This is a genomic window from Acidimicrobiia bacterium, assembly GCA_040880805.1.
GTDB lineage: Bacteria > Actinomycetota > Acidimicrobiia > IMCC26256 > DASPTH01 > DASPTH01.
Genome location: JBBDHW010000055.1, coordinates 26228 through 37654 on the forward strand (window position 1 = coordinate 26228; position 11427 = coordinate 37654).

Genomic DNA, 11427 nt, shown 5'->3' on the forward strand with positions numbered 1-11427 from the left:
GAGAGTTCCGGACATGCCTACCTACGTCTACGAGTGCGCGAAATGCGGTGAGGAGCTCGAGGCGTGGCAGTCGTTCTCCGACGATCCGCTGAAGAAGCACCCCGGATGCGGCGGCAAGCTCGCCAAGGTCATGCAGCCCGTCGGCATCGTGTTCAAGGGTTCGGGCTTCAACCGCACCGACAGCCGGAACGGAAGCAAGCGATCCCGCTCCGACGGATCGGGTGACACCAAAGACTCCACCTCGGAGAAGTCCGAGAAATCGGAGAAATCCGAGAAGTCCGAGAAGTCCGAGCAATCCGGCACGTCGACGAAGGCAGATCCGAAGGCCGACTCGTCCTCGGGCAACGGCGCGAAGAAGTCGTCCGACACGAAGCAGCCATCGAGCCCCAAAGAGTCCTCGACGTCGAGCACCACGTCGAGGTAGTCCTCCGCACTTTCCTCCTTCGGCCCTCCTTCCTTCCCCCGCTCGTGCTCGACGCGGCCGCGTGCCGCCTTCGGGAAGGACTCCCCATGCTCCGCCGCTCTCCCCGCGCGCTCGCCCTGCGCGCTGCCGCGCTCGTGGTGGCCGTCGTCACCGCCGCCGTGGTCGCCTCCGACCTCGCCGCGCTCCACCGCCGCGCGGGCAATCTCGGGCCCGAACGCGACGCGATCGTCGCCGCCCACGACCTCGCGGTCGGCGACACCGTCGAGCGCAGTGATCTCGCGGTGCGTCACATTCATCAGTCGCAGCTTCCCGAGGGCGTCGCGCGCGACACCGCCGGTGCGCTCGGCCGCGTCGTGGTGGTTCCGGTGCTGCGCGGTGGCTATGTCGCCGCCCGCAATCTCGCGCCGCGCCGGCGCGCCGGCCTCGACGGGATCGTCCCCGCGGGGATGCGGGCGATCCGGGTCACGGTGAGCGGCGCGCTGCGGCCGCGCGCGGGCGCCGCCGTCGATGTGCTCGCGAGCTTCGACGCCCGCAGCAGTGAGACATCCGCCGACACGCCGGCGACGGTCGTGGTCGCCGCCGGCGTCCTCGTGCTGGGTACCGACACGCGCGCGAGTGGGGGCACCGGTCGGACCGACGCACTCGGCGTCACATTGCTCGTCGGTCGCGACCAGGCGGAGCGGCTCGCCGACGCGCAAGCGAACGGTGTACTCACGCTGGCGCTGGTCCCGCCCGAAGAGGCCGCGTCGCTTCCAGCCGATCGGTAACGTCGATCGGCGGAGCCGGTCAGTAGCATCCCGCGGCATTGTCCACTCTCCACGCCATCATCCTCGGGATCGTCCAGGGCCTGTCGGAGTTCCTCCCGATCTCGTCGAGCGGTCACCTCATCCTCGTCCCGGAGCTGTTGGGCTGGAAGGATTTCGGCGGGAACCAGTCGCTCGAGAAGTCGTTCGACGTCGCCCTCCACCTCGGCACGCTGCTCGCGGCACTCTGGTACTTCCGGCCCGACCTGCTCGTGTATCTGCGCGCGGCGCTGCAGTCGATCCGCGTGCGTGCCGTCGACACGGTGGACGCGCGGCTCGCCTGGCTGCTGCTCCTCTCCGCGATCCCGGGCGCGATCGCAGGCGCCGCGCTCGAGAGCACGATCGAGCAAGAGCTCGGCGATCCGATCCTCATCGGCATCAACGCGATCGTGTTCGCCCTGCTCCTCGAGTGGGCCGATCGTGCAATGTCGGCCCGCGACACGGAAGACTTCCACACGCGAGACGCGGGCGTGATGGGCATCGCACAAGCACTCGCGCTCGCGCCCGGTGTGTCACGTGCGGGTGTGACGATCTCGGCTGGGCGCTGGCTGCATTTCGACCGACAAGCCGCAACCCGGCTCTCGTTCCTCATGAGCATCCCGATCATCGGCGGTGCGACGCTCTACAAGGGCGCGCAACTCGCGCGTGACGGAATCCCGAGTGGGTTCGGGAGCGCGTTCTTCTGGGGAGTTGCCGCGTCGGCAGTCAGCGGCTTCCTGGCGATCGCGTTCCTGCTCAGGTACGTGCGGACGCACTCGTTCCGCCCGTTCGTGATCTACCGCATCGTGGTGGGGATCGTCATCATCGTGATCTTCGCGACGGGGATCCGGTGACAACTACCGCAGCGCCGTGATCACACCGGGAGGTGGCGCGCGAAACGCGCGCGGGTGCAGCGCCCATGCGAGCGCTTCCACGCCGTCGACGAGCCGTGGCCCCGGCCGGGAGAACAACGCGTTCGCATCCGCCGCGAAGATGTGCTCCGCGTGCGCGAGCGCGGGTACATCGAGGAGGTAGCGGCCCTCTTCGACGGCTTGGTCGAACCCGTAGCCACACGGCATGAACACGGCGATGTCGGGCGCCGCCTCGGCGACTTCGTCCCACGCGAGCCGGCGCGACTGCTCACCCGTGACCGCGAGTACGGACGTTCCACCGGCGGCGTCGATCATGTCGGGCACCCAGTGACCCCCGCTGAACGGCGGGTCCGACCACTCGAGCGCGAACGTGCGCGGTCGGTGGTGCTGCCCGACGGCGCGGCTCACAACCCCGACGCGAGAGCGCAGCTCGTCGACGAGCACGCGAGCCCGTGCACCGGTGCCAGTGGCATCCCCCACGACCGCAATGCAGTCGATGACCTCGTCGAGCGTCGACGGATCGAGCGAGATCACGTCGGCACGACAGCCGAGCACCTCGAGGGCCGCTTCCACCGCACCGGATGGCACCGCGCACACCTGGCACAGGTCCTGGGCGAGGATCAGATCGGGCTGGATGTCGCGAATGCGCGCCGCGTCGAGTGTGTAGATCGCCTCGCCCTCGGCAACGCGCGCACTCACCGCGTCATCGATCTGCTTCGCGGTGAGTGACTCGTCGGTCGGAAGCGCCGTCCCGGACACCACCGGCTTGGTGCGCGCATCGGGCGGGTAGTCGCACTCGAAGGTCACCCCGTCGAGCGAGTCGCCGAGCCCGAGCGCGAACACGATCTCCGTCGCCGACGGAATCAACGAGACGATCTTCATCGCTGTGGCACGCGCGATCGTTTCGCATCGATCAAGACGTTCATGTCACGGAGTTGCGCGCTCAGCACCGGTCCTCGCGGTATACGCGGCCACGAAGCTCGGCAAGCTCTTTCGTCCACGCCGCGTCCGGACGATGCCGACGAACCAACGACTTGATCTCGGCACCCGTGGCAGTGCTGACCGGCTCGAGCCGAGCTACCGCACGACCGCGGCGCACGATGGTGTACCGCTCTCGCCGGTGGTCAACGCCGTCGAGCAAGTCCGCGAAGTAGCGGAACGCATCGGTAGCGCTGATATCCGGCACGAAATCAGACTATGAGACTGAGGGGGTCGGAGCGGTCGAATGCGACCATGGGGCAGTCTCCGGGTAGATCCGCAGCGGGTGAAGGCGGAGGGCGGCGTTCCTCGGAGCGACCGGTGGTTGCGGCTCGAGCGAGCGAACGGCCGCGCTCCGGGTATCCCGGCCCGTAGTGAGCGAGCCAAGAGGCAGGGGCTCGACCGAGGTAGGCCGCTGCCGGCGCTCCGCAGGTGCGTTGGCCGGAGCCGCCCCGGATGGTCGAACCCGTCCGGCGGTGTAGCCAAACGGCATGAGTGCTTCAGCGGCCGGCGACCGACATCTCGCCGAGGAGCAGAGTCATCCCCGCGGCACCACCGGGGAGCCACTCGAGGTCGGAGCCGATGTGCACGATGTCGTGCAGCATTCGCTGGAGCGTGGACGCGATCGTGATCTCGCGCACCGGTTCGGCGAACTCGCCGCCGCGCACCATGAGCCCTTCGGCACCCACGGAGAAGTCGCCGCTCACCGGATTGGTACCGGAATGCAGGCCGCTGACCGACTGCACGAAGAGCGCCTCGGGCACCGAGGCGAGGATCTCCTCGGGAGAAAGCTCCCCCGGCACCAGATGCAACGCACGTGCCCCCACGCCCGGCGGCGACTTGAACCCGCCTCTCACCGCCGACCCCGTGGTGGTGGTCGCGCCGCGGCGGGCCGTGTACACGTTGTGCAGGAACGCGTCGAGGCGGCCGCGCCCGATGAGCCCGAGCGGCCGCGTGGGCACACCTTCGGCGTCGTAGCTGGCGGCGCCGAACGCGTCCGCGAGCGTGGGGTCGTCGACGAGGGTCACACCCGGCGCGGCGACCTCCTCGCCCTCGCGCGCGACGAACATCGAGCGCCCCTTCTGGATCGCCTCGGCGGAAAGGGCCGAGCCGATCAACGAGATGAAGGAGCGCGTCACCTGTGGATCGAGCACGACGGGCAAGCGGCGAGATGCCGGCTGCTTGGCACCCAGCAATCGCACGGCGCGCTCGGCCGCGTCGTGCGCAGCCTCGTTCAGGTCGAGATCGCCGAACGCACGGCCGACCGAGTAGCCGCCGCCGGTCTGCGTGTCGTCGCCGTCGCCCGCCATCGCGTATGCGGAGCAGGAGCACACCGTGCGCCGCGTGGAGACCTCCACGCCGTGGGAGTTCACGACGGCGCTCTCGGCGGCGGCGTCGCCGTACGAAGCGGACCGGAGACCGCGGATGCGCGGGTCGACGGCCTTGGTCGCGGCTTCGAGCTCGATCGCGAGCGCGACTTTGTCGGACGTGGGCACCGAGAGGAGCTCCTCGCGGAACAGGTCGAGCTCGGTTGCTTCGATCCCGGCGAATTCGTCGGGCGTCACCAAGCCGTAGAACTCGTCCGGGGCGCCGAACCCCGCGTTGTCGCGGGCGTCGGCGAGCGTGTCGGCGACGACCTCGGGATCGAGCGATCCTGCCCACGCGTACCCTTGCCGGCCGTCGACGATCACGCGCACGCCGACTCCCTCGATCTCCGCGGTTGCGAGCGACTCGACCTCGCCGTTGAAGGCGTTCACATCGACGTCGCGCGACCGCACCACGTACGCCTCGATCTCCTCGCCCGTGCGTGCGGCGCCGGCGACGGAACGCCCGAGCTCGAGCAGGTCGACGCTTCTCAGCGGGGAAGGAGCCGGCCTCATCCGGCGGTGCCGCCGACCGTGAGCTCGCGCACCCTGAGTGTGGGCTGACCCGACGACACCGGCACGCCCTGGCCGTCCTTGCCACAGGTGCCGGCCCATGTGTCGAAGTCGGACCCGACCGCGTCGACGAGCCGCAGCGTCTCCGGACCGTTGCCGATGAGCTGTGCGGCGCGCACCGGTTCGGTGATGTCGCCGTTCTCGATCATGTAGGCCTCGGTGATCCCGAACACGAAGTCGCCGGTGGCGGTGTTCACCTGACCGCCGCCGAGCGCGACGCAGTAGAGGCCGTGCGGCGTGTCGCGGATGATCGCGTCGGGATCGTCGTCCCCAACGAGTAGAAACGTGTTGGTCATCCGCACCATCGGCAGATGCTGGTAGGTCTCGCGCCGGCCGTTCCCGCTGCTCGCACGACCAACCTTCCGCGCCCGCAAGAGGTCCCACATGTAATTGGTGAGGACGCCGTCCTCGATGAGCACGTTGCGCTGTGCGGGTGCACCCTCGTCGTCGATCGCGAACGTTCCCCACTCGCGTGCGTACGATCCGTCGTCGACGAGCGTGATCAATGGCGACGCGACGAGATCGCCGACGCGTCCGGCGAACACCGACCAGTCTTTCTCGACGAGGTCGGCCTCGAGGCCGTGCCCACACGCTTCGTGGAACAGCACGCCGCCCGCGCCGCGCTTGAGCACGACGGGCAGCTTGCCGGCGGGCGCGGGGCGGGCACGAAGCATCGTGAGCGCGCGTTGGGCGGCGGTGCGCGCGACTTCTTCGGGGTCGATCTCGTCGAAGTACTCGAACCCGATGCTGCGTCCCGGCGCTTCGAAGCCCGTCTGCATGCCCGTGTCGGCAACGGCGACGCAGCTCACACCGAAGCGGGTGCGCACCGCGTCGTCCTCGACGAGCAGGCCGTCGGAGTTGGCGACGAGGATCCGGCGCCGAGCGTCAGCGTACGACGCGGTCACCTGGCGGATCGAGTCGCTCTCGGCACGAGCGGCGTGGTCGGCACGCTCGAGCACTTCAGCCTTGCGCGCCTTCTCGACGGTCTCCGGCAGAATGCGTACGTCGTGAGGTCGTTCCACCGCCCGGCGCTCGAGCGCGACGACGTGCGTCTCGCCCGGCGCACCGCGAGCTGCCGCTGCGGCAGCGAGGGCGGCTGCGCTCAACCCCTGCTCGCTCAAATCGGCGGTGTGCGCGTATCCGGTGGTGTCGCCCCGGACCACGCGGATACCGGCCCCGCGCTCGCGGCCCGACACGAGCTCCTCCACCTTCGCGTCGTCGAGGCGGGCAGTGGCCACCCGGCGATCCTCGGCGAACACCTCGGCGAAGTCGCCACCGTCGCGGAGCGCCGTATGCAGCGTGCGTGAGAGAACCGATTCCTCGATCACGTCCGTACCTCGATCACGTCAATTCACACGCCAAGCCCCCGCTGGGGCAGAGGGGTTGTCTATCGTAGGCCGATGCCGCCTCGCCCCGGTTTGTCCGCAACTGCAGAGCTCGTCGTTGCCGAGGACGACACCGCGCTCGCGCTGTCCACCGGTGACGTCCCCGTGCTCGCGACGCCGCGAGTGGTTCGACTCGCAGAGCAGGCCTCGGTGCGGGCCATCGACGGCACGCTCGCGGAGGGCACCACGAGCGTGGGGTACCGCGTGCAACTCGACCACCTCGCGCCCACTGCGGTGGGGGGCAAGGTGCGCGCCGAAGCGACCCTCGAGATGATCGAGGGCCGCAGGCTCACGTTTCGAGTGTCGGTGAGCGACGGCCACGGGCTGGTCGCGGCGGGACGCATCACGAGAGTGATCGTCGAACGGGCGCGCTTCCTGGAGAAGGCCACGGGCGCCTGAGCAGGAGCGAGCGTCAGCGAATCGGGTATCCCGATTCGCAGCGAGCGACCCATGGTCAGGCAAGGCCGGCGAAGAACCGGTCGACCGCGGCGAACCACGCTGCAGGATTCTCGAACTGTGGTGAGTGACCGGCGTCGGGGATCAGCACCAGCCGAGCCTCCCTCACCGCGTCGGCCAGCAGAAATGACGCCTCGACGAACGTCCCGTCCTCCTCGCCAACGAGCACGAGTGTCGGGCACGTGAGCGCAGCCAGCTCCGCCAGTTGATCCGGCTGACGGGTGATCTCCATCGCGAGCTCGCTCCACATCACCGGCGACAGCGTGGACCACTTGTGATCGCCGTACTCGCGGAACCCCGGGCGCTCGGCCTCCACTCGTTCGTGCGCCGCCGATCCCAACGGGTTGACCTCGTCGAGCAGTTGACGCAGCGCGGCCATCCCGTCACGCCTGGCCACTTCGGCGCCCAAGCTCACGAGCTCCGGATCGATGCCCGGCGGAGGCCCGGCCGAGGTGTCCATGAGGACGAGCGCCTCGACGCGGCCGGGGCAGGCGAGGACCACGCGGCGGGCCACCATGCCACCCATCGAGTGCCCGAGCATCCGGAACTGGTCGAGCTCGAGCGAATCGGCCACGGAGAGCACGTCGGCAGCCAGGCGGTCGAGCGAGTAGGCCGATGGCGCGTCGGGTGCGCCACTCTCGCCGTGGCCACGGAGGTCGAAGCGGACCACGCGGTGGTCACGCGCCAGCGCGTCGACGTGGTCGGCAAAGTCCTCTTTGGCGCCGCCGAAGCCGTGCACCAGGATCAGGGCCGGCGCGTCGTCTCGGGACCCGGCCTCGGTCACCGAGAGCGCGAGCGAAACGCCGTCGTCGGTGGTGATGAACGCACTCGTCGCCGCTTCGAGCCCTGCCATGGCCCCAATCTTGCCAGCCGGACGAGCCTTCGCCCTCGGTCGGGGACGGCTGAACGACCCCGTAACATGAGCGGAATGGCGGCGTCGGAAGTTCTTCGCGCGCGGGAAGGTGAGAACCCGAAGCGTCGTTCCGCCGCCTGGAAGCTCGGCCTGCGCATCCTCGTCAGCGCCGGCCTGTTGGTGTTCCTCATCACCAAGATCCCCTCCGACACGGTCGAACCGAAGAACACCCACGCCGGCACGCTCACCTTCCTCGCCGCTGCGCTCGCCCTCACGTTCGCGGGGTTCATCTTGTCGGCCTGGCGTTGGCAGCGCGTGCTCGCGGTGTTCGACGCCCACGTCCCGCTCCGGACGCTGCTCGGCTACTACCTCGCGGGTCAGTTCGTCGGCAACGTGCTTCCCTCGACGATCGGGGGCGACGTCCTTCGCGTGAGCCGTGCCGCAAAGTCCACGGGCAGCTCCGACGTCGCGTTCGCGTCCGTTGCGATCGAGCGCCTCACGGGTTTCGTCGCGCTCCCTCTCCTCACGATGATCGGCCTGATGATCAAGCCGTCGCTCCTCGACGTCCCCCACGCGTGGATCTCGCTCGTGATCTCGCTCGCGACGGTCGCCGCGTTGCTCGTCATCCTCGTGGTGGCCGGCCACCCGCACCTGGCCGGTCGCTTCGCCAAGCACCAGAACTGGATGCGCTTCGTCGGCGCGGTCCACATCGGCGTCGACCGGATGCGCCGCGAGCCGGGCCGTGCAACAAGCGTGCTCATCGCCGCGGTCGCATACCAGGCGTCGGTGGTGGCGGCCGTGTGGTGCGCGGTGCACGCGCTCGGCGTCTCGGTGCCCGATGCGTCCGTCCTCGCCTTCGTTCCCGCGGTCGCCATGGCGCAGGTGCTGCCGATCTCACTGTCGGGGCTCGGCATCCGTGAGGGGCTCCTCGTCCTGCTCCTGCACCCTCTCGGCGTCCCCACGGGGAAGGCGATCGGCGTCGGGCTGCTCTGGTACGGCATGACGCTCGTGGTCAGCCTGCTCGGTGCGCCGCTGTTCGCGGCCGGTTACCGGCAGGGGAAGGACGGCGAAATCGACGACACCGACGGAGTGCCACCCGACACCGCGGTCGCCGGCCCCACCGTCGCGCCATGAGCGTCGTCGAAGACGAACACGACGAGACGCTCACTGATCCGGCCCTTCCCCGGCGCCGCAGGCTTCGGGGTGGGCGTCGGCTGCGCGACGGTCACTACCTGTACTGGTGGGTGGAGATCCTCGCGGTCGTGGTGTTCTACGTGTTGTACTCGACGATCCGGAACCTGCACCACGGAAACGCGGCGGAGGCATTCGAGCACGCGAAGGAGTTGATCCGGCTCCAGCGCGACCTCGGCATCAACCACGACCAGGCCATCCAGGACTGGGCGCTCGGATGGCGTCCTCTGATCATCGCCGCCAACTACTTCTACGGATCGCTGCACTTCATCGTGACCGGCGGCGTGATGGTGTACCTGTACCGGAAGTGGAGCAACGACTATCCACTGTGGCGGAACACGCTCGCGGTCGCGACCGGCCTCGCGCTGATCGGCTTCGCACTGTTCCCGCTCATGCCGCCTCGGCTCCTGCCGGAGCACTACAACTTCGTCGACACGCTGGCGAAGGATCCTGCGTTCTGGTCGTTCAATTCCGGCGCGGTGAACAAGATCTCCAATCAGTACGCCGCAATGCCGAGCGTGCACTGCGCGTGGGCCCTCTGGTGCGCGTGCGCCCTCGTGCCCCGGCTGAAGCACTGGTGGGCGAAGGCGCTCGCGGTGGTGTACCCGATCGCCACGGTCATCGCGATCGTGATCACGGCCAACCACTACATCATCGACGCGCCCGCCGGGTTCCTCGCTCTGGGCATCGGCTACGCGGCCGCCCGCACGTTCACCCGCGCGGGTCGGGGTTTGAGCGATTCGGAACCGTCAGTCGTCGTTCCGACGGCGTCCGACGACCCAGCCGATCACAAAACCGAGTAGCGCGCAGACGACGATCACGAGGACCAGCGGCGCGCGGACCGTCTCGAAGACAAAGTCGACACGAACGTCGTCGATGTTGGCGAGCGCGAAGACCAACAGCACCAGCGCGCAGATGGCGACGACGACGTGGTGGGGCTTGATCCGGCTCTTGGCGTGCTGTTCGTCGACCACCGGCCTACCTCCGCGCTGCGTTGCGTGTTTGCGTCCCGTCCCGGCCCCCGCGTGACCGTACCGCCTTGTGCCGTGGGTTGCGCGCACCCTTGTGGCCGGCGACGATGCGGGCGACGCTCTCGCGGACGGCACGGTCGGCGAGCGAGAGCTGCACGTCGCGGGCGTTCACGATCGCGAGCCGGCGAGGCGGCATGTGCGCGATCGCGACCGCGCGGAGATCGCCGAGGTCGGGCGGCAGCGCGGTCTCCGGGAGGATCGACCCGTAGTCACCTGCCGCAACCAGTTCGGCGATCAAACGGATGCCCTCGACTTCCACCGCCACTTCGAGGGTGAGGCCCTGCGAGGCCGCGGCGCTCTCGACCTCGATGCGCAGAGGATTACCGGCCGGTGGAAGGACGAACGAGAGCTTGCTCAGGGCCGCGAGTGGCACGGGCTCCGCAGGCAGTGGCGTGTCGGCGTGGACGAGCGCGACGAGCGCCTCGTCGAGCAGGTGCTCCACGATGAGGCGGCGATCGTCGACCGGCTGGGTGACGACCGCCTGCGCGAGCTCGCCCTCGATCACCTCCGCCCACAAGCGTTCGGACGCGCCCTCATTGACGCGGAGCCTTACACCAGGTGCGCGCGTCCGCAGATCGGCGACGAGCGCGGGCATCAGCCAGCGGCTCGCGGTGCCGACGACGCCGAGCCGCGCGTGCCCGGCTTCGAGGCCCTGGAGCATCGAGAGGTCGGCGCGCATCGCCTCGAGCTCACGCTGCACGCGCCGCGCTCGTTCGAGGACTACGGCGCCGAACTCGGTTGGTTCTGCGCCTCGGCGACCGCGCACGAGCAGTGGAACCCCGAGCTCGAGCTCGAGCTGACGGATCTGATCCGACACGTTCGACTGCACGGTGTTGAGCGCGTCGGCCGCGGCGGTGAACGAACCCTCCTCCGCGATCGCCAGCAAGGTGTCGAGGTGCCGGAGCTCCATCGTGCCGTCCTCCTGGTCAACCTGCCGCTGTTCAACCGGGCACCATCGCCAATAACGATGGACACGATCCATATTAGCTGTTGGACAGATCAAGCGGGAGCGGGCAACATGGACCCTCGCAGGACGAATCGGGGAGCTGGTCATCCCCCCTCCGGCTCCCCGATTCTCCAGCACGCACGTACTCACAGAGGTTCTCGGGGTTGGGGGTTTCACAGTGTCCGTCGCGGAAATCGTTTCGAACCTGATCTTCTCCGGGCCGTTGACCTGGACAGACGAAGCGGCGTGCCGGGGCCAGAACGAACTGTTCTTCGCCCCTGCCGGCGAACGCCCCGAGACACGATCGATCCGTGAGGCCAAGGCGCGAGCCGTCTGCAACACCTGCGCGGCGCTGGATCCGTGCCGGCGTTGGGCCCGGGAGAACCGCGAGTACGGCTTCTGGGGCGGCGAGTCGGAGGAAGAGCGCGCCGCGGCGGGCTTCCGCGTCGACATGCCCGTGGGCCGCGTCGCGCGCTACCCCAGGGGCGACGGCACCCCCGTCGAGCCCCGCGCACCCCGAGTCGCCTAATAGTTCGCTCGCTCGCCGCGGCGCAGGATAACAGCGCCCCGGG

General features: G+C 69.1%; 14 protein-coding genes. 7 read left to right on the plus strand and 7 right to left on the minus strand.

Features of this window, described 5'->3' with window-relative positions; translation table 11 throughout:
* Nucleotides 1-13: 13 nt before the first annotated feature.
* The 3 genes from WD271_14520 to WD271_14530 all read left to right on the plus strand — a co-directional run bounded on the left by WD271_14520 (nt 14) and on the right by WD271_14530 (nt 2060).
* On the plus strand, nt 14-424 hold the full coding sequence (locus WD271_14520) for an FmdB family zinc ribbon protein (GenBank protein MEX1009042.1): 411 nt from the start codon (nt 14-16) through the stop codon (nt 422-424).
* 86 nt (nt 425-510) lie between these two features.
* Complete coding sequence (cpaB, locus tag WD271_14525) at nt 511-1191, plus strand: Flp pilus assembly protein CpaB (GenBank protein MEX1009043.1); 681 nt, start codon at nt 511-513, stop codon at nt 1189-1191.
* Between the two features lie 38 nt (nt 1192-1229).
* A complete protein-coding gene (locus tag WD271_14530; GenBank protein MEX1009044.1) occupies nt 1230-2060 on the plus strand; it encodes an undecaprenyl-diphosphate phosphatase in 831 nt (276 codons plus the stop codon).
* A gap of 3 nt (nt 2061-2063) precedes the next feature.
* Here WD271_14530 and WD271_14535 read toward each other — a convergent pair whose 3' ends face one another.
* From WD271_14535 to WD271_14550, 4 genes are all read right to left on the minus strand, one after another.
* The gene (locus WD271_14535; GenBank protein ID MEX1009045.1) at nt 2064-2960 is read right to left on the minus strand and encodes a cobalamin-binding protein; all 897 of its coding nucleotides are present in this window, start codon (nt 2958-2960) and stop codon (nt 2064-2066) included.
* A gap of 61 nt (nt 2961-3021) precedes the next feature.
* On the minus strand, nt 3022-3264 hold the full coding sequence (locus WD271_14540) for a hypothetical protein (protein MEX1009046.1): 243 nt from the start codon (nt 3262-3264) through the stop codon (nt 3022-3024).
* A 292-nt stretch (nt 3265-3556) separates the two neighbouring features.
* Entirely contained in the window at nt 3557-4936 is a 1380-nt protein-coding gene (locus WD271_14545) for a TldD/PmbA family protein (protein ID MEX1009047.1), read from the minus strand.
* Entirely contained in the window at nt 4933-6321 is a 1389-nt protein-coding gene (locus WD271_14550) for a TldD/PmbA family protein (GenBank protein MEX1009048.1), read from the minus strand. Before WD271_14550 ends, WD271_14545 begins: the two co-directional genes overlap by 4 nt.
* Before the next feature lie 72 nt (nt 6322-6393).
* Between WD271_14550 and WD271_14555 the strand changes: the two genes are divergently transcribed.
* Complete coding sequence (locus WD271_14555) at nt 6394-6777, plus strand: hotdog domain-containing protein (protein MEX1009049.1); 384 nt, start codon at nt 6394-6396, stop codon at nt 6775-6777.
* A 55-nt stretch (nt 6778-6832) separates the two neighbouring features.
* On the opposite strand, the gene WD271_14560 is transcribed toward WD271_14555, so the two are convergent.
* Nucleotides 6833-7687: an alpha/beta hydrolase gene (locus WD271_14560; GenBank protein MEX1009050.1), complete on the minus strand. Its 855-nt coding sequence runs from the start codon at nt 7685-7687 to the stop codon at nt 6833-6835.
* A gap of 75 nt (nt 7688-7762) precedes the next feature.
* On the opposite strand from WD271_14560, the gene WD271_14565 reads away from it, so the two are divergent.
* Complete coding sequence (locus tag WD271_14565; protein ID MEX1009051.1) at nt 7763-8821, plus strand: lysylphosphatidylglycerol synthase transmembrane domain-containing protein; 1059 nt, start codon at nt 7763-7765, stop codon at nt 8819-8821.
* Entirely contained in the window at nt 8818-9681 is an 864-nt protein-coding gene (locus WD271_14570; GenBank protein MEX1009052.1) for a phosphatase PAP2 family protein, read from the plus strand. The genes WD271_14565 and WD271_14570 overlap by 4 nt, the downstream gene beginning before the upstream one ends.
* Here WD271_14570 and WD271_14575 read toward each other — a convergent pair.
* Both WD271_14575 and WD271_14580 read right to left on the minus strand, forming a co-directional pair.
* Nucleotides 9628-9852 (minus strand): LapA family protein, encoded by a 225-nt coding sequence (locus tag WD271_14575; GenBank protein MEX1009053.1) that lies wholly within the window; start codon nt 9850-9852, stop codon nt 9628-9630. The genes WD271_14570 and WD271_14575 overlap by 54 nt on opposite strands.
* 4 nt (nt 9853-9856) lie before the next feature.
* Nucleotides 9857-10819 carry a LysR substrate-binding domain-containing protein gene (locus WD271_14580; protein ID MEX1009054.1) on the minus strand — a complete coding sequence of 321 codons (963 nt, stop codon included), beginning with the start codon at nt 10817-10819 and terminating at the stop codon, nt 9857-9859.
* Between the two features lie 214 nt (nt 10820-11033).
* Between WD271_14580 and WD271_14585 the strand changes: the two genes are divergently transcribed.
* Nucleotides 11034-11384 carry a WhiB family transcriptional regulator gene (locus WD271_14585; GenBank protein MEX1009055.1) on the plus strand — a complete coding sequence of 117 codons (351 nt, stop codon included), beginning with the start codon at nt 11034-11036 and terminating at the stop codon, nt 11382-11384.
* Nucleotides 11385-11427 lie beyond the last annotated feature (43 nt).